Here is a 17,347-nt window from a genome sequence, read left to right as displayed (position 1 = left end):
CAGCAATATAGGACTTTTTCCTCTGAATCGGCCAGATCCCCTTGCAGATAAGGAAGAATGTTCCGATACTCTGGCCTCTGGGAACGCAGTTCTGCGTCAGAGGGGAAATCAGGAATGGCAGCCGCGCTGGACGATCTGGACCGGAAAATCCTGTCCGAACTGCAACAGGATGCAGAGCAGTCGCTGGATGAGATCGCCCGCAAGGTGGGCTCGTCGAAAACCCCGGTCTGGAACCGGATCCGGCGCATGAAAGAACAGGGCGTGATCTCGCGCCAGACGGTGATCCTCGATGCCGAGGCCCTGGGGCTAGAGGCCTGTTTCTTCGTGCTGATCCGCACCTCGGAACATGAGGCGGATTGGCAGCGCAAATTCCTCCACGCGCTGCGCGAACGCCCCGAAGTGCTTGAGGCGCATCGGCTGGCGGGGGATATCGATTACATCCTCAAGGTCCGTGTGAAAAACGCCCGTGCCTATGATGAATTCTATCAGGCGCTGATTTCCGAGGTGAAGATTTACAATGTCACCGCGCTTCTGAGCATGGAAGAAATCAAGTCGACGACGGTGCTTCCGGTTTAACGGAAGCGCGGCAGGGGGATGACGCCCTGCGCCACCAGCACCCCAAGCGCGACAAGCCCCGCCGCCCCGGCCTGGAGCCAGTTCCAGGGCGCGGAAAGCCAGAGGAACATGATCAGCATGACGTAAAACGGCGAGGCATTGGTGTGCAGCGATGACATGCCGATGCCGATCCTGTTGATCGAGATGATCCATAAAAGCTGACACAGGGCGAGCCCGCCTATGGCGAAAAGACCGAGCGAGATCACCTCGCGCACCCCCCAGAGGCCAGGATCGGCCAGCGGCGCGCCCATGGCGAGATTGGCCCCGGCGATGATCAGCATGGAAATCGCTGCCCCCGCCATGGTCAGCGCGGTGCGCCCGATCAGGGAAAGGGTTGGAAAGCTGGTCACCGTCAGCCGTGAGCCAAGCGTGTAGAGCAGCACCGAGCCGCAGCAAAACAGCGCACCAAGCGCCACATTGCTGCCGCCGGCGCCGAAATCGAGGGCAAGCAGGCCGCCGGCCATGGAAAGCGTAATTCCGGCAATGAGTTGCAGGCTCAGCCGGCGCCCGTCGAACAGCACTTCAAGCGCAATGGCCACCACCGGCATCGCAGCGGTAATCACCGCCGCCGTCACCGGCCCGCCCGCCGCCTGGCCCATGATCAGACACCAGGCCGCGATCCCGATCAGCGCCCCGACCGTGATCCCGCGCAGCCAGTCCGCCCGCAAAATCGCGCGCGGCCCATCTGCCAGCAGCCAGACCGGCAACAGGACCAGCGCCGCGAGGCCGATCCGTACCGCGCCCAGCTGGTCCGAGGGCATGATCGGAATCAAAAACTCTGCCGCCGGCAGCCCGGCCGCCCAGACCACCATAGAGATCATGCAGATCAGATGCCCGGACAGAAGCCGGTTCCCCGGCAAATGCTGACCGGGGATCGGATCGGAAGGCGGGGCAGGGCGCGCGAAACCTGTCATAGAATGAAATCTGTCACGCCGCAGCTCTGGCCACTGTTCTCCGGGCGACCAGTCCTGGCGCGTTCCGGCCAGCCGGGCTGAAGATGAGTATTTAAGTCAAGAGGAAGAGGCTTTGATTTCCTCTTGACTTAAATACTCCCGCCGGAGGCATCCGCCGGCGGTCAAAGGCGCTAAGCTCAGGCAGCCGAAAGCGCGGCAACGATCGTGCCAAAATCTGACGCTTTCAAGCTCGCGCCACCCACCAGGGCACCATGGACATGCGGCACCTCAAAGATTTCGGCGGCGTTCGAGGGTTTGACCGATCCACCATAGAGAAGCCGGATCGCGCCCGCCGCAGTACCAAAACGCGCATTCAGGGATCTCGAGATGAAATCATGCACTTCCGCGATCTGATCAAGCGTAGGCACGCGGCCGGTGCCGATGGCCCAGACCGGCTCATAGGCGATGACCGTATTGGCGCCGGATGCGCCATCCGGCACCGAACCCGCCAGCTGCGCGCCGATCACATCGAGGGTCCGCCCGGCATCGCGCTCGCCTTCTGTCTCGCCAAGGCAGATCACCGCAACCAGGCCTGCCTCGCGCGCCGCAAGTGCTTTTTGCGCCACCAGCTGATCGGTTTCCCCATGATCCGCCCGGCGTTCGGAATGGCCGAGAATCACAGAGCCGGCGCCGGCATCTTTCAGCATCGCGGCCGAGATATCGCCGGTATGCGCGCCCGAGGCGTTCTGGTGGCAATCCTGGCCGCCGACCGAAAGCGCTGTACCCGCTGCCAGCACCGCCAGGGGGGCGAGCAGGGTTGCAGGCGGGCAGATCAGCATCTCGCAGGCCGGATCGGAATGGAGTGCAAGCAAGGCCCGGATCTCGTCAAGCGAGGCCGAAACGCCGTTCATCTTCCAGTTGCCCGCCGCCAGTCTGCGCATCCGCTCTCTCCCTGTTACCGCTCCCATCTGGTCGCAAATTCGGGCGCGTCATGCAATGGGGGCGTTAGGTGATCAGGTTCCAGGCCCCGGCATCAGGGGCGTGGCGCTGCAAGTGGGCAATCCCGCGCCGGTCAGGTCAGATCCGGGACGCTTCCGTGGCCGGTTCGTTAAAGCGGATCGATTCGCCGCAGCCGCAGGCCTCGGACACGTTCGGATTGCGGAACACGAATTTTGATTCCAGCAGGCTGGTCTCGTAATCGATGATCGTGCCGATCAGGAACATCTGCGCCATGGGCGCGATCAGCACCCGCGCGCCGTCCTGTTCGACGATTTCGTCCAGCGGATTCACCTCTGCGACGTAATCCATCGTATATTCCATACCGGCACAGCCGCCCTTTTTCACGCCGATCCGCAGGCCCTGGCTGCCATCGCGCGCCATCAGGCGGGCGATCTGTTTCGCAGCGGGCGGGGTAATGGAAACGGCGGCTTTGCCGGGGATGCCGAACATGATGGAAATCCTTTGTCTGGGGTAAAGGTAATCCCGCAGGCGCTCTGCTTCAAGAGGGCTGCGCTGTCCTTGCTTTATGGGAGGCCCCTGTGATGCGCCCCGGTCCTGCTTTCGGCTGGTCGCATCGCGATCCGCGCGGGTGCAGCGCCCGGTGCCGCGCGCGCAGCCGGGATTGCGATCCGGTCGGCGGTGAGAGGCCGCGCGGTCTGCGCGGCGGATGCGTTTCAGGGGACAGGCGTCAGGGTGGTGGCCGCTTACATGAAGCCCAGCTCAAGGCGCGCCTCATCCGACATCATTTCCATGCCCCAGGGCGGATCAAAGGTCATCTCGACCTGGACCTCGCGCACGCCGGGCGTGGCCTCAACGGCCTCCTGCACCCAGCCGGGCATCTCGCCCGCGACGGGGCAGCCCGGCGCCGTCAGTGTCATCACGATCCGCACCGCATTCTCGTCATCAATGGCGATGGTATAGACGAGGCCAAGATCGAAAATATTCACCGGGATCTCGGGGTCGAAGACCGTCCGGCAGGCATCGGCGACAGCATCATAGAGCGGGTGATCGACAGAAGAGGGCGCAATCAGCGGCGCGCCTTCGGCGGCGGTCTGATCGGCGGTCGAGGTGGTCATGTCCATCTGCGTGGTCCCGGTCCGGAAAACTTCTGCCATCAATATAGGGATTGCGTGCCCAAGGTCCAGATCCGGTGGGCCGTTTCCTCTCCGGGTGGCGGCGCGGCGGCGCGCGCGCCCCGTCGTGCGCAATGCGGTGCCCGTCTCAAAGACATACCGCGCGCCGTGCGGTCAGGCCTCGCGCCATTGCGGGCCGTGTTAAAAACAGCGGCCGCCTCCGAAAGGAAGCAGCCGCTGCTTTCAACACCTGTTCAGGGCGGGGGAACTGAGGGGGGCGCTCCGGCGCCGGGAAAGAGCTATGTGGCTCCGGAGTTCCGTTTGCCCGGTTCCGCGTCTTTGCGTCGTCGCCGCGCGGGTCAGAACGGGATTTCGTCATCCATGTCGGAATTGCCACCCGAAGGGCCGCCATAGCCGCCCCGGCCACCGCCGGAACTGCCGCCCTGGCTGCCACCGCCCTGGCCACCGCCGCCCTGGGCGCCACCGCCATAGCCACCGCCACCGCCGCCATAGCCGCCGCCCTGGCCGCCGTAGTCATCGCCATAGCCGCCCTGCGCGCCGCCGCCGCCGCTCGCGCCGCCGCCCTGGCTGTCACCGCGACCGCCCAGCAGCGTCAGATTGCCCGAGAAGGGCCGCAGCACAACCTCGGTCGAATAGCGGTCCTGGCCGGACTGGTCCTGCCATTTGCGGGTCTCCAGTGCCCCCTCGATATAGACGGTCGAGCCCTTGCGCAGATATTGTTCGGCGATCTTTGCAAGCGGTTCCGAGAAGATAGCGACCGAATGCCATTCGGTGCGTTCCTTGCGCTCGCCCGTGTTGCGGTCGCGCCAGGTCTCGGAAGTTGCGATCCGCAGGTTGCAGACCTTGCCGCCATTGGGGAAGCTGCGCACCTCGGGGTCGCGGCCGAGATTGCCGATGATGATGACCTTGTTGACCGATCCGGCCATATGCGCCTCCGCTTTGCTGGCTGAGTGACCCCTGAACCTGATGCGGGATCAGGGTTACTATTGTGTTGACGCCCGTATCTAAAGACAGCCGCGCGGCCTCGCAACCGCGCATTGGCGCCGCTGCCTCCGGAAGCGGGGCCAGGCGGCGGTTGCCGCAGCAGGGCTTTTGGCCCTGTTCCTGATTTTTGGCCTGGATCCCGGGCGAATCGCAGCCGTTCTGCCCCGGATCGGCGGGGATTTGCCGGTTTGGCCGCCGGGGGCGGGGATTCCCCGCTGGCCGGAACGACCCGTCGCGGCTATAGTTGCGCCGGATTTGGTGACTGTGGACGGCTTTCAGATGACCCTTCGGTTGACTTTCCGGTTCCGGGCAGCGCTGGTGCTGAGTGTTTCTTTTGTGACCGCAACGGGTGGGTTTACCGGCTCTGTCGCCGCCGAGCCGCTGAAACTCCATGGCTCCAGCAAGTCGCGCAATGCGGTGTTCGAATCGCAGACTGCGCTGCTCGACGGCAAGCTGTCCAGGCAATATTCCGGATCGGTCAAGCTCAAGCCGAACTATAAGGCGGGTAAGGATGGCGAGGTCGCCTCGGCCGAGGCCGTGCCGCGCTATAGTGGCCGCTACAAGGGCGAGCATCTCGAACATGCGAAGACCGTGGCCCGCAAGCATGGCGTGCCGGAGGATCTGTTCCTGCGGCTCGTGCAGCAGGAAAGCGGATGGAATGCCCGCGCGGTCAGCCATAAGGGCGCCACCGGCCTTGCGCAGCTGATGCCGGGAACAGCAAAGCTGCTTGGTGTCGATATTGACGACCCGAAGCAAAATCTCGAAGGCGGCGCGCGCTATCTCAAGATGATGCATGCGAAATTCGGCTCATGGAAGCTGGCGCTTGCGGCCTATAATGCCGGCCCGGCGGCGGTTGAAAAGCATGGCGGTGTGCCGCCTTTTGCCGAAACCAAAGCCTATGTGAAGGCGATTCTCGGCTGATCCCGGCAATGCTCAGGACGCAGGCGCGATCGTCACAGCGCGCAGGCGGATGCCCCGGCACAGGGACCGCCATTGTCTCCTCCTTGTCACGACGGAGAATTTCGCCTGCGGCGTTTACGCAACAGGCTTTTAAACACTGGCAAATTTGCGCTTTCCAGGGCAAAAGACTGCAGAGCCGGCGTTGCTTTCGGGTGGCGTTGCAGGCATTCAGATACAGAACTAAACCGCAGGGTTCAGAATGAGCGACTTCGCATCCCTCCGCATGACGATGGTGGACACCCAGATCCGGCCTTCCGACGTCACCAGGTTCCCCATTATTGATGCGATGCTGCATGTTCCGCGTGAGAATTATGTGCCGCCGTCGAAACGGGATGCCGCCTATATCGGCGCCAATCTCGACCTCGGCAGCGGTCGCGCTTTGCTGGATCCGCGCACCTTCGCCAAAATGATCGAGACGCTGGATATCCTGCCCTCGGATCTCGTGCTCGATATCGGGGCGGGATTTGGCTATTCGACGGCGCTGCTGGCACGGCTGGCGCAGACGGTGGTGGCGCTGGAGGAAGACGAGGCCATGGCCGAGGAGGCCGGGCGCATCCTGGCCGCAGATGGCGTCGATAATGCGGTTGTGGTCAAGGGCGGGCTGACCGCGGGCGCGGCGAAATACGCGCCCTATGATGCGATCGTGGTCGGGGGCGGCATTGAAGAGCTGCCCGAGGCGATTGCCTCTCAGCTGAAAGAAGGCGGCCGGATCGTTGCCGTGGTGATGACCGGCGCGCTTGGAACCGTGAAATACGGGCTCAAGACCGATGGCCGCATCGACTGGCGCTATGCCTTCAACGCCTCTGCACCGGTCCTGCCGGGATTTGCCAAAGAAAAGACTTTCACGCTTTGACGGGCCGCCACCGACAGACGGGCGCCCTCTGACAGGTTGAACGGAATAGTGCCCTGGGCGCAGGCCCGGGACTTGCGAGCAGACAGGACAGAACAAGATGCGCAACTGGCTCAAGGTGATGACGATCAGCATGGCGGCAGCAGTGGTTGCGCTGCCGGCAAGGGCCGAGACCCTGGCCGATGCGCTGATCGCGGCCTATCGCAATTCGAACCTTATGCAGCAAAACCAGGCGGTGCTGCGCGCCGCCGATGAGGATGCCGCGATTGCCATGTCGGCGCTGCGTCCGGTTGTGGCCTATGCGGTGCGCGCCGGGTCAAGCTATTCCCATACGGATGGCTTTGGCGCCAGCGGCTTTCTGGGCACTGGACCGGTTGTTCCCACGTCAAGCTGGTCGAAGAATTTCAGCGCAACCTTTGAACTCAGCGTCTCGCTGACGCTGATGGATTTCGGCCGCCGCGCTATCGCGCTGGAAATCGCGCGTGAAAACGTGATGGCGACGCGCCAGGCGCTGGTTTCCGTTGAACAGGATGTGCTGCTGGCGGCGGTGCGGGCCTATGTGCAGGTGCGCCTCCAGCTGGAAATCGTGGCGCTGCGTCAGTCGAATGTGCGGCTGATCACCCAGGAACTCCGCGCGGCCCAGGACCGGTTCGAAGTGGGCGAGATCACCCGCACCGATGTCTCGATTGCCGAAGCCGCGCTGGCGGCCTCGCGCGCCAATCTGGCGGCAGCCGAGGGCGATCTGAAAGTCGCCCGCGAGACCTATAAGGCCGCGACCGGCGCCTATCCGGGCAAGCTTGCGCCGCTGCCGAAAAGCCCCGCGATCGGCAAGTCGATGGAGGAAGCGCGCCGCGTCGCCGTCAGCACCCATCCGACGATCCGCCAGTCGCAGCACACGGTCAAGGCGTCGGATCTGAACGTCTCTCTGGCAGAAGCCGCGATGAAACCGGTGCTTGGCCTTTCGGCCGGGATAACCGGCAGCCGCGCCGAATCCGATGGGCTCCTGCGCGATTCCGATACTCTCGGCGGCAGCGTTGGCCTCAATCTGAGCCAGACGATCTATGCCGGCGGCGAGTATTCAGCGCGCTATCGCAAGGCGGTCGCCCAGAAGGAAGGCGCGCGCGCCGGCCTGCATCAGACGGTGGTGATCATCGAGCAGAATGTCGGCACGCTCTGGGCGATGCTTGAGGTCTATAATGCCTCGATCGAAGCCTCGCGCCAGCAGATCGTGGCGGCGCAGGCAGCGTTTGACGGGGTGCGCGAAGAGGCGGCTCTGGGCGCGCGGACCACGCTTGATGTGCTGGATGCCGAGCAGGATCTGCTGAACGCCCGCGCCTCGCGGCTTGAATCAGAGGCGAACCGGTATTACTCGGTCTATCAGATTCTCGCCGGCATGGGGCTTTTGACGGTCGAACATCTCAATCTCGGGATCCCGACCTATGACCCGGCGGCCTATTACAACGCGGTCAGATCGGCGCCGACCACCTCGGTTCAGGGCAAGAAGCTCGACCGGATCCTGAAGCGCGGCAATAACTGAGCCTCCGCAACGGAGCCACCGCAATTGAGCCATGGCGCCCTAAAGGTCTGCCGGGACTAGTCCGGGGAAGTTCAGGGTAAATTATGCGGGCCGGAATGCGCAAGGCGTTCCGGCCTTTTGCTTATCCGCCGCCCAGTTTGTGCGCCCTGTGCATCGTACATTACCTTCCCTGTGGCGCGGGATCACGGACCCCGCCGCTCCGGGTTGCGATATCGCGGCCTTCCTTGTCTGCGGGCCAAACTGGCGGTAGACTGATCGCCAAGAAAAGTCAGTGACGGGCAGGGCAACATGTCGGAACCACTCACATCGCATGAGATCGAGGATGTTCTGTCCTCGATTCGTCGTCTGGTATCCGCAGATCTGAGACCGACACTGAAGCCGCCGGCAAATGCCGGCCCGGTTGAAAAGCTCTTGCTGACCCCCTCGCTGCGTATCGTCGAGGCCCAGCCGGCACCGGTTGTTGCGAAAGCCGCCGCAGCCGCGCCGGTCACAGCCTCGGTGCCGGTGACAGCCAGCCAGGAGGTCACAGCAACTCCCGACGCTGACGCCGATGACAGCGGGGCGCCGATGGCGGTGGTCGGCGATGACGAGATCCTCGTCTTCTTTGGCGAGGCGGCGCCGCTCGGGCGATCCTATGGCGGCGAGATCTATGATGATGCCGGCCTCTCCGAAGGGGGCACGGGTTTGCGGGTGGTGCTCGACAGCCGTCCGGCGCTGACGGATGACCCCGAACCGACCGCAGCAGACGATGTGCTGAGGCTTGAGCAGCCGATCCCGGCCAGGGCCGCCATTCCCGAAGTGGATTGGGGCCAGGGCAGCGAGTCCTGGGATGGGTCCTTGGCGCCGGAGGCCCGGTCGCCCGCGCCAGAGCCGCGCCGTGAAACCTCGGACGATCCGCTGGCCAGGGCCTGGGCAGACCGCGCCGAGGCCCGGATCAGAGAAGAGCTTACGCAGCCCGAAGCAGCCCCGCGATTTGCGGCTGCGGCAGAGGCCCGGCCCCCTGTCGTTGCGGTCTCGTCAGATGACCTGACGCAGGATGACGACAATGACGCAGATGACGCCTGGATTGACGAAGAAACGCTGCGCGACCTCGTCACGGACATCATCCGCAAGGAACTCGCCGGCACGCTTGGAGAGCGGATCACCCGCAATGTGCGCAAACTGGTGCGGCTGGAAGTCAACCGCGCGCTGTCGACCCGGGATTTTGAATAACACCCTCTGAACCCACTGAGGGGCGCGGACGGATCCGCCGCAGCGACCTGAGCCCGTTCAAAACAAAAAGCGCCCCGCAAGGGCGCTTTTTGTTTCAGGTCCGTCTTTACCGGATTGTTCCGGGGCAGAGACGCCTTTGGTCAGGCGGCTTCGGCCTGATCAGCTTCGAGGGCCGCACGACGTTCGGATTCTTCGCGGCTGAGCGCCACCGAGGTGCGGATCCCTTTGGCGACGAATTCCATCAGCCCTTTGACGACGCGTTCATTCGGGTCGATGCCCGCACAGGACAGCACTTCACGTCCGTCACGCGAGCGCGCCCAGCGGGCGATCTGTTCCGGGCCATTGCCATATTTCTTATCATCGGCAATGGCATCATCCAGAGCCGCAAGAACAACAGCCGCAAAAAGCTTACGAGCGCGCTGACCCTGCTCGAAATTGAAAGCCGTACTATCGATTGAATCGAGCATCACGCACATCCTTGGTCGTTTTTTGATCTTGCCTGGCCGCCTGCCGCTTGTAACGCCTTGATTACGATTCGGGCAGCCCTGTTTGGAATGCCTGTCATGCGAAATACGCATAGCTAAGAACAAGGGCCACATAATCTGGGTGCCAGGCAGGGGGGGCACCGCCGAAATATGGGCTTTGGGAGAAATTTTTCAAGCGGCTGCCGCGCCTGCCCCCAGGGGGTCGGCGGAATACCGGCTTGCCGTTGACGGAAAAAGATGTCTCCGCCCGATTTCCGGGCAGAGGTCTGCGCGAAAATCGGGCGAATCTGTAATCGCAGCCCGAAACCGACGACGGGGCTTTCTGACCATCCGCGCGCAGAGCCATCTGAAACGCCTGTCTTCAGCCTTCCGCCTTGCGGCTCAGCTTTCAGCGCGCAGCTTTGCAGACCCTGCGCTCAGCTCGCCTTCCATCCGGTCGAACCGCATATAGGCCAGGGCCTTGCCTGCTGCCGAGGTGCCGATCTGCCCGGCCTCGCGCCCGTCAGGAAGCGTGATCGGTGTGCCAGGGGCGGCCTCGCCCTCGAGTTGCAGCCGCACGAGGCCCTTGCGCAGCTCGGCCTTGTGTTTCATCCGCGCGGTGACCTCCTGGCCAACATAGCAGCCCTTGCGGAAATCGACGCCATGCAGCCGCTCAAAGGCCTGTTCCAGAATGAAGGTCTCATTCGGGCGCAGCTCATTGGGATATTCCGGAATAAGATGCGCGATGCGGATCGCGTTCCAGTCTGTCAGGTCCGGGGTCGCAGGGGCCGGGGCCTCCGCTTCCGGCGCGGTCGGCGCCTGTGACAGGGCGGCGTCGCTGTATAGCCGCCAGCCAAGCGCCGCGTGGCGCGGATCTGCCAGCGCGGCTTCCGGCGCGGTGCCGGTTCCCCGCGACAGGGCCAGATCGCTTTCGCCGATCGTCACCACCGCACGCAGTTTGTAAAGCGTCAGCAGCCGCTGCACCTGTGGCGCCAGCTCTGCGTCGATATCGAGGAAGATCAGCCCTTCGGGGTCTTCTTTGCGGCGTACCAGAAAGAAATCGGCGATATATTTTCCCTGCGGCGTCAGCAGCGCGGCCCAGACGAGGCCCGGCGCTTTTTGCAGCGGCAGGACATCATTGGTCACCAGGCCCTGGAGGAAGGGAACCGCGTCCTTACCCTCGATCCGCAGGATTTTGCGGGGGCGCTGTGCAAGGGCGGTCTCGGTCATGATCTGTTCCGGTTTCTCTGGTCGGTCTGCGGTCAATATGGGGCCTGCGGGCGGGCGCGGAAAGGGCGCGGGCGCCGGTCAGTCGCGAAATTGCAGCGCATAGAGCCGCGCATATTGGCCGCCGGCGGCGATCAGCGCGTCATGGGTGCCTTCCTCAATCACGCGGCCCTGGTCGAGCACCACGATATGATCGGCCTCACGCACCGTGGCGAGGCGATGCGCGATCACCAGCGTCGTGCGTCCGGCCTGGGCGCGCGCCAGCGCCCCGGTCACCGCGCGCTCGGATGCGGTGTCCAGCGCCGAGGTCGCCTCATCCAGGAGGAGGATCGGTGCATCCGCGAGCAGCGCGCGCGCGATGGCGACCCGCTGGCGCTGCCCGCCCGAGAGCGCCGAGCCGCGCGGGCCGGCGAGACTGTCGAGCCCATCGGGCAGCCGGGCGAGGAATTCGCTTACCCTCGCGTCATCAAGCACATGGTCAAGCCGGGTCTCGGTGATGCCGTTGCGGCCAAGGATCAGGTTCTCGCGCAGCGTCTCGTCAAAGAGCGCCGCCTCCTGGCTGACGGCGGCAATGAGCCTGCGCTGATCGGTGAGGCTCATGCCGCTGGCATCGGCGCCGCCGATCAGGATGCGGCCCTGTTGCGGGTCGGCCAGTGCGGTCAGAAGGTGGAAGATGGTGGACTTTCCCGCCCCCGACGCGCCGACCAGCGCCGTGACGCGGCCGGCTTTGGCGGTAAAGCTCAGCCCGTTCAGGACCGGCGTTTCCTCATAGCCGAAGCTGACATTTTCCAGCCGGATCTCGGGCGGCAGGGCCTCGGGCAGGGCGCGGCTGACCGCGGGGCGGCTGGTATTCGGCTCGGTGTCGAAAAGCCCGTAGATCCGTTCCAGCGAGGCCAGTGCGATCTGGCGCTGGCCCGCGATTTCTGAGAGTTTGCGGATCGGCTGGAAGGTCAGGGCCATCGCGGTGAAAAAGGCCATGAATTCGCCGGTGGTGCGGGTGCCCTCGACCACCTGCGTCCCGCCAAAGATCAGCACTGCGAAAAAGCCGATCCCGGTGACGATATCGACCAGCGCCGGCATGGTGGACCGCCCCAGCGTCGATTTGATCTCGGCACGGCGGATGCGGTTGACGATGCCCGAGAAGCGGCTGGTCTGATAGTCCTCCATCCGGTTCAGCTTGACCTGCTGGATGCCGTGGAAGATTTCGTCGAGCCGGGTGGCGCGCAAACCCGATTCCACCCGCATCTGCCGTGTCTTGCGCCGCACATAGCGTTGCAGCGCCATGGCGGGCAGCAGCAAAAGCGGCGTGCCGATCAGCGCGACCAGCGTCCATTGCACGTCGATCATCAGCGCCACAACAAAAAGCCCGATCAGCGAGACAAGGTCGCGCCCGAGTCCGGCGATCACCAGCTGCGTCGTGGTCTGGGCCACGATTGTGTCGCCCTGAACCCGCTCGATCAGCGAGCCGGGCGGGTTTTTCTGGTAGAAATTGCCATCCAGCGTCAGCAAATGCCGCACCAGCGCGACCTGCATCTCGGTCGCATTGGTGAAATTCACCAGAGCCAGCAGCCAGCGCCCGAGGATCGAGGTCAGCGCCCGGAAGAGGAAAAGCGCAAGGATGCCCAGCCCGACCCAGATCAGCGCCGTTTCGGAACGCGAGGCAAAGACATCGTCAAACAGGGGTTCGAGCGTCGCCGACAGCAGGCCGAGCGTCGAGCCTTCCAGCGCCGAGACCAGCAGTGCCAGCAGCATCAGCCCGGAACGGCGTTTCAGGAAATCGCGCCAGAAGCGGCGAAAGAGCTGGTCGCGCTGTTCCGGTGGCACCACCGCCGGCATCGGAACGTCAATGCCATGGGCCGGGGCGGGGACGACCTGCCCGGGGGCGATCTGCTCTGGAACGGGGGTCATGGGGCGGTGCCTCTCAATTGCCGTTTGCGGCATCTGGCAGCACGCATCCGTCCTGGCGGTTTAGCCCAGAGGGCGGGGCCGCTCAAGCCTCGCCGGTCCAGCGGGCGTGGTCAGAAGGCATTGTCGAGCACAAAGATCAGCGAGCGCAGCAGCGCATAGCCAAGCCCCGCGACCCAGGCCAGCGCGCCAGCCGCTCCGACCAGGCCTATCCCGATCCAGAGCCCGTCACGCTGCAAAATGCCAAGGCCGATGACCGAAATGGCAGCGGCGGGCGCCAGGTTGGCAAAGGGAACCGGCAGTGCCAGTGCGATGGCAAGGATCAGGCAGATCAGACCAAGCACCCGCTGTGCGCGCGCGCCGGCCAGGGGCTCAAGCCGGGGATGCATGAGGGATTCGGCGCGTCTGATCCAGGGCAGGATCTTCGCCACCATCGCGGCAAAGACCTCGCGCGACATCGAGCGCTTTGCGATGAATTGCGGCAGCCAGGGCGCCTGGCCCAGCATCATCTGCGCCGCCAGAAAGATCAGCGGCAATCCCAGCACGCCGGCCAGGCCAGGCGGGGATGGCAGGATATTGGGAAAGGCAAAGATCAGCAGCAGCGCGCCGAAGGCCCGGGCGCGCATCAGATCGAGCATGTCACCAATCGCCACCCGCTCGCGGCTGTGGTCATCGGCGAGCGCGGTGAGCATGGCGCTCAGCCCGGCCGGCCTTGCGCTTTGGGATACCGTATCCGGCGGGGAAATTACCGCGGGTCGTGCAGGGCTACATTCGTCTTCCACGCCGGCGGCACTCTCGGGCTGGGGCGCTGTGGCAGGAGGATGCGCCTGGGATTGGGTCAGTCCCGGATCTTGTCCTTGCCGGGCTGCGCCGCAAGGGGGAAGACGGCAGGAACGTGCCGGATCGGCATATCCCCGCGTGGCGGGAACGCGGACAGGTCCCGATCCGCGACCGGATCGGGGCGGCAGGATGGCAGTGGCGCGCGGACAAGCCCGCCAGGCGCGCGGCTATTTCACCGCCAGCGTTTCACGGCAAGAGGGGGGGCGGCTCAGGCCCGCCACGCCCTGGCGGGGGGCAGGGCTGCAGCCTCATTCGGCGGGCGCGTTCTTTTCCAGCCAGGCCTGCATCCAGGCGATCTCGCTTTCCTGGGCCGCGATGATGCCTTCGGCCAGTTCGCGCAGCTCGGGGTCGGAGCCATATTCCAGCACCACCCGCGCCATCTCTACCGCGCCTTTGTGATGGGGGATCATGCCGCGCACGAAATCCACATCCGCATTGCCGCTATAGTCGATGGTCATATCGCCATGCATTTTAATTGCCGCCGCCTCATAGGCTACGGTGGAGGCGGGAACTTCCGATGCGGCGGGCGCGGCACCATGGGCGGAATGGTCCATCGCCGGCATCTCTTCGGCCCCGGCAGGGGCTGCAAGCGGGCCCGCAAGCGCCAGCGACAGTGCGGCAAGGGCGGGAAGTTTGAACATCTGGCTTTCTCCTGTGGACAAAATTGCGGTGTGACAGGGCGGTCATACGGCCTTCCAGCAGGGGGAAGGCAAGTCACGCTCGGGTGAGCGGCGGGAGACCTGACGCCGGCTTTGGCCCCGCTGCCGGATTTCCGGGCATGGGTCCGGAATTCCGGCACTGTGCAGGGCAGGACGGTTCATTGTGCGGCTGAGAGAGGTTCAATCCGCCGCGCCGGGCCGCTATCTTGCCCCCATAGCGTTGTATTGGATCGAGTCATGTCCCGCCCGCAGCCCGTTCCCGACCCCGGTTCCCGCGCCACAGGCCGTCGCCCCCTGATCGGCGTGATCGCCAATTCGCATCACATCGACGGGCGCTATGAGGTCCATGGCAGCGGCGTGATCAATACCGAGGCGCTGGCGCAGGTGTCAGGCGTGCTGCCGCTGATCGTGCCGACCGATCCGCGTCTTGCGCGGGTCGAGGATCTGCTGGAACAATGCGATGGCTTTTTGCTGACCGGCGGTCGCCCGAATGTGCACCCGTCCGAATATGGCGAGGACGAGACCCCGGCGCATGGTGATTTCGACCGCGCGCGCGATGCGATCACCCTGCCGCTGATCCGGGCCTGCGTTGAACGTGGCCAGCCGGTCTTCGGCATCTGCCGTGGTTTCCAGGAGGTCAATGTCGCGATGGGCGGAAGCCTTTTCCCCGAGATCCGCGACCTGCCGGGGCGGATGAACCACCGTATGCCGCCCGAAGGCACGCTGGAGGAGAAATTCGCCCTGCGTCACCCGGTGCGCTTTACCGAAGGCGGCGTGTTCCATCGCTTGCTCGGGGCGTCAGAGGTGATGACCAATTCGCTGCATGGCCAGGGCATCAACCGCGCCGGCAAGCGCATCGTGATCGACGGCCATGCGCCGGATGGCACGCCCGAAGCAATCTATGTCGAGGGCGCGCCGGGCTTCACGCTCTCGGTGCAATGGCATCCCGAATGGCAGGCCGGCGAAGACCCGGTATCGCGGCCCCTGTTCGAGGCATTTGGCCTGGCCGCGCGCGCCTGGGCTGCGGAGCGGCGCCCAGTGGCGGCCGGGGCCGCCTGAGCCGGTTGCCCGATCCGATCCTGGTGACGGGTCTGACGGTTTGGGTCGCGGCCTGCACAATGCCGCTTTTCCGCCAGGTCTTCCGCCGTTAGGTTAGCGCAAACGGGGGGCCGGCGCCGGATTTGCGCCGACCGCCCGCATCAGGGCGAGAGCGGAGGGAAGATGAAGCGTTCGCGTATCAATGAGATCATGGCGGCAGCGGATGAGATGATCCGCCATTACGGCTTTGTCCTGCCGCCCTTCGCCCGCTGGAGCCCGGACGAGTTCCGCGCCCGCAAGGACAATGCCTCGCGGCTCATTGCCGGGCGCTGCGGCTGGGATATCACCGATTACGGCGAGGGTCGGTTTGACGAGCTCGGGCTTTTCCTCTTCACGCTGCGGAATGGCGAGCTTGCGGATCTGCAGCGCGGCGGCGGCATGTGCTATGCGGAAAAGCTGCTGATCTCGCGTCAGGATCAGATCTCGCCGATGCATACCCATGTCATCAAGGCCGAAGATATCATCAACCGGGGCGGTGCGACGCTGGTGGTCGAGCTGTTTGGCAGCGATGACACCGGCGCCTATGCTGCGGATCGCGGCGGGATTGTGCTCTGTGACGGGGTGGAACGGCCCTATAGTCCCGGTGATAAACTGCGGCTTGCGCCAGGGGAATCGGTCACGCTGATGCCGGGCGACTGGCATTCGTTCTGGGGCGAGGGCGGCGATGTGCTGATCGGCGAGGTCTCGACCGTGAATGACGATCTCACCGACAATATCTTCCGTGAGCCGATTGGCCGTTTTGCCGAGATCGAGGAAGATGTCGCGCCGACGCATCTGCTGGTCAGCGATTACGAGACCTGGCTCAGGTAAAACCGGGTCCGGCTGAACCTGGCGCCCTCCGGATATGAAAAAGGCCGCCCCGAAAGGCGGCCTTTTTCGTTTGACGCGATCCGGCGTGTGGCCGGACCGCGTGAGAGGGCCTCAGTTTGCCGGGCAGTCGGTGCCGGTGCAGGCCGGAGCCGCGGGGGCAGGCGTCACAACCGCCGGAGCCGAAGCGGCCGGCGCAGCCGGGGCCTCACTGGCAGCCGGTTGCGGCGCTGCCGGAGCGGCAGGTGCCGCGGGTTCGGTCACGGTGAAGGTATCCGCGGGCACCACCGGAGCGGGCACCACCGGAGCGGGCACCACCGGAGCGGGCGCGGCTGCCGGCGTTGCGGCACCAGGCGTCGCCGGGGCAGGTGCGCCGGGCAAAGCCGGGCCGATCATCGGCAGCACGGCAGGCGTTGCCGCCGCTTTCTTCGGCGCAGCCGCTTTTTTCGGGGCCACCGGTTTGGGGATGTTGAGACCGGTCGGCATCGCGCCGGTCGAGGTCAGGGTGATCACCCGCTCGCCGCCTTTGATGCGCTCATAAAGGTCCATCACATCCTGGTTGATCATCCGGAAACAACCCGAAGAGGCATTACGGCCGATCGACTTCCATTCCGGGGTGCCGTGGATGCGGTAGCCATAATCGCGGCCGCCCGAGGTCAGATAGATCGCGCGCGAGCCCAGCGGGTTGCTCGGGCCGCCCGGCTGACCGCTCCGCCATTTCTCAAGCGAGGGCTTGCGGGCAATCATCTCGGCCGGAGGCGTCCAGGTCGGCCATTGCCGCTTGTTTGCGACGATGGATTCGCCCGACCAGCCAAAGCCCTCGGCGCCCACAGCGATGCCATAGCGCAGCGCCTTGTTCTTGCCGAGCACATAGTAAAGGAAGCGCGGTGTCGGGTCGATCACGATGGTGCCCGGCGCGAGATCGGTCGGGTAATCGACGACCTGGCGGCGATAGGCCTCGGGGATCTGTTCGACCGGCAGGCCGGGAACGGTGAAGGTCCCGTCAGAGCGCGCGGCATAGATCGTCGGATCCGTGCTGATCGCGGGCTGTTCAATAAGCTGGGCTGCGGGCTGGTCTTTGGCGTCGGTGCTGGTCATCGTATCGACACAGGCCGAAAGCAGCATTGCCGCAAGCAGCACGGCTTTGGCGGGGCTGGTCGCGATACCGCGCAGCGGGGCGACGAAACCGGTCATTCGCATCTG

General features: G+C 64.7%; 18 protein-coding genes. 7 read left to right on the top strand and 11 right to left on the bottom strand.

The window, feature by feature from the left end:
* The first annotated feature begins 114 nt into the window (after positions 1-114).
* The gene (locus JC607_RS07515; protein ID WP_092897358.1) at positions 115-576 is read left to right on the top strand and encodes an Lrp/AsnC family transcriptional regulator; all 462 of its coding nucleotides are present in this window, start codon (positions 115-117) and stop codon (positions 574-576) included.
* Here the strand turns inward: JC607_RS07515 and JC607_RS07510 are convergent.
* From JC607_RS07510 to ssb, 5 genes are all read right to left on the bottom strand, one after another.
* Positions 573-1,529, bottom strand: coding sequence for a DMT family transporter (locus JC607_RS07510; RefSeq protein WP_198836326.1), 957 nt, complete (start codon positions 1,527-1,529; stop codon positions 573-575). The genes JC607_RS07515 and JC607_RS07510 overlap by 4 nt on opposite strands.
* 176 nt (positions 1,530-1,705) lie before the next feature.
* Positions 1,706-2,449: a triose-phosphate isomerase gene (gene tpiA, locus JC607_RS07505; RefSeq protein ID WP_198836325.1), complete on the bottom strand. Its 744-nt coding sequence runs from the start codon at positions 2,447-2,449 to the stop codon at positions 1,706-1,708.
* Positions 2,450-2,585: 136 nt separating this feature from the next.
* Entirely contained in the window at positions 2,586-2,957 is a 372-nt protein-coding gene (locus JC607_RS07500) for an iron-sulfur cluster assembly accessory protein (protein ID WP_198836324.1), read from the bottom strand.
* Positions 2,958-3,211: 254 nt separating this feature from the next.
* Positions 3,212-3,589, bottom strand: a complete 378-nt coding sequence (locus JC607_RS07495; protein ID WP_233092745.1) for an SUF system Fe-S cluster assembly protein — start codon at positions 3,587-3,589, stop codon at positions 3,212-3,214.
* Positions 3,590-3,939: 350 nt separating this feature from the next.
* Positions 3,940-4,527, bottom strand: a complete 588-nt coding sequence (gene ssb / locus JC607_RS07490; protein ID WP_198836323.1) for a single-stranded DNA-binding protein — start codon at positions 4,525-4,527, stop codon at positions 3,940-3,942.
* A 337-nt stretch (positions 4,528-4,864) separates the two neighbouring features.
* Between ssb and JC607_RS07485 the strand changes: the two genes are divergently transcribed.
* From JC607_RS07485 to JC607_RS07470, 4 genes are all read left to right on the top strand, one after another.
* Positions 4,865-5,506 carry a lytic transglycosylase domain-containing protein gene (locus tag JC607_RS07485; protein ID WP_198836322.1) on the top strand — a complete coding sequence of 214 codons (642 nt, stop codon included), beginning with the start codon at positions 4,865-4,867 and terminating at the stop codon, positions 5,504-5,506.
* Positions 5,507-5,744: 238 nt separating this feature from the next.
* Positions 5,745-6,398: a protein-L-isoaspartate O-methyltransferase gene (locus tag JC607_RS07480; protein ID WP_198836321.1), complete on the top strand. Its 654-nt coding sequence runs from the start codon at positions 5,745-5,747 to the stop codon at positions 6,396-6,398.
* 97 nt (positions 6,399-6,495) lie between these two features.
* Complete coding sequence (locus JC607_RS07475) at positions 6,496-7,932, top strand: TolC family outer membrane protein (protein ID WP_233092743.1); 1,437 nt, start codon at positions 6,496-6,498, stop codon at positions 7,930-7,932.
* A gap of 288 nt (positions 7,933-8,220) precedes the next feature.
* On the top strand, positions 8,221-9,144 hold the full coding sequence (locus JC607_RS07470) for a hypothetical protein (protein WP_198836320.1): 924 nt from the start codon (positions 8,221-8,223) through the stop codon (positions 9,142-9,144).
* Positions 9,145-9,284: 140 nt separating this feature from the next.
* Here the strand turns inward: JC607_RS07470 and JC607_RS07465 are convergent, their stop codons facing one another.
* From JC607_RS07465 to JC607_RS07445, 5 genes are all read right to left on the bottom strand, one after another.
* Positions 9,285-9,611: a DUF6280 family protein gene (locus JC607_RS07465; RefSeq protein ID WP_112310018.1), complete on the bottom strand. Its 327-nt coding sequence runs from the start codon at positions 9,609-9,611 to the stop codon at positions 9,285-9,287.
* Between the two features lie 399 nt (positions 9,612-10,010).
* Positions 10,011-10,838 (bottom strand): folate-binding protein YgfZ, encoded by an 828-nt coding sequence (locus JC607_RS07460; protein WP_198836319.1) that lies wholly within the window; start codon positions 10,836-10,838, stop codon positions 10,011-10,013.
* A 78-nt stretch (positions 10,839-10,916) separates the two neighbouring features.
* Positions 10,917-12,671 (bottom strand): ABC transporter ATP-binding protein, encoded by a 1,755-nt coding sequence (locus tag JC607_RS07455; RefSeq protein ID WP_198836414.1) that lies wholly within the window; start codon positions 12,669-12,671, stop codon positions 10,917-10,919.
* A gap of 182 nt (positions 12,672-12,853) precedes the next feature.
* Positions 12,854-13,432 (bottom strand): exopolysaccharide biosynthesis protein, encoded by a 579-nt coding sequence (locus tag JC607_RS07450; protein WP_198836318.1) that lies wholly within the window; start codon positions 13,430-13,432, stop codon positions 12,854-12,856.
* A gap of 396 nt (positions 13,433-13,828) precedes the next feature.
* On the bottom strand, positions 13,829-14,221 hold the full coding sequence (locus JC607_RS07445; protein ID WP_198836317.1) for a DUF305 domain-containing protein: 393 nt from the start codon (positions 14,219-14,221) through the stop codon (positions 13,829-13,831).
* Between the two features lie 255 nt (positions 14,222-14,476).
* Here JC607_RS07445 and JC607_RS07440 point away from each other — a divergent pair, with 255 nt between their 5' ends.
* Together JC607_RS07440 and JC607_RS07435 are read left to right on the top strand one after the other, a co-directional pair.
* Positions 14,477-15,298 carry a gamma-glutamyl-gamma-aminobutyrate hydrolase family protein gene (locus JC607_RS07440; protein WP_198836316.1) on the top strand — a complete coding sequence of 274 codons (822 nt, stop codon included), beginning with the start codon at positions 14,477-14,479 and terminating at the stop codon, positions 15,296-15,298.
* A gap of 162 nt (positions 15,299-15,460) precedes the next feature.
* Positions 15,461-16,147 carry a D-lyxose/D-mannose family sugar isomerase gene (locus JC607_RS07435; protein WP_198836315.1) on the top strand — a complete coding sequence of 229 codons (687 nt, stop codon included), beginning with the start codon at positions 15,461-15,463 and terminating at the stop codon, positions 16,145-16,147.
* Positions 16,148-16,258: 111 nt separating this feature from the next.
* Here the strand turns inward: JC607_RS07435 and JC607_RS07430 are convergent, their stop codons facing one another.
* Positions 16,259-17,344: a L,D-transpeptidase gene (locus JC607_RS07430; protein ID WP_233092742.1), complete on the bottom strand. Its 1,086-nt coding sequence runs from the start codon at positions 17,342-17,344 to the stop codon at positions 16,259-16,261.
* Between the last annotated feature and the right edge of the window lie 3 nt (positions 17,345-17,347).

Source organism: Paracoccus sp. IB05, assembly GCF_016405985.1.
In the GTDB taxonomy this organism is placed as follows: domain Bacteria; phylum Pseudomonadota; class Alphaproteobacteria; order Rhodobacterales; family Rhodobacteraceae; genus Pseudogemmobacter.
This window is presented reverse-complemented; position numbering and strand designations above follow the sequence as displayed.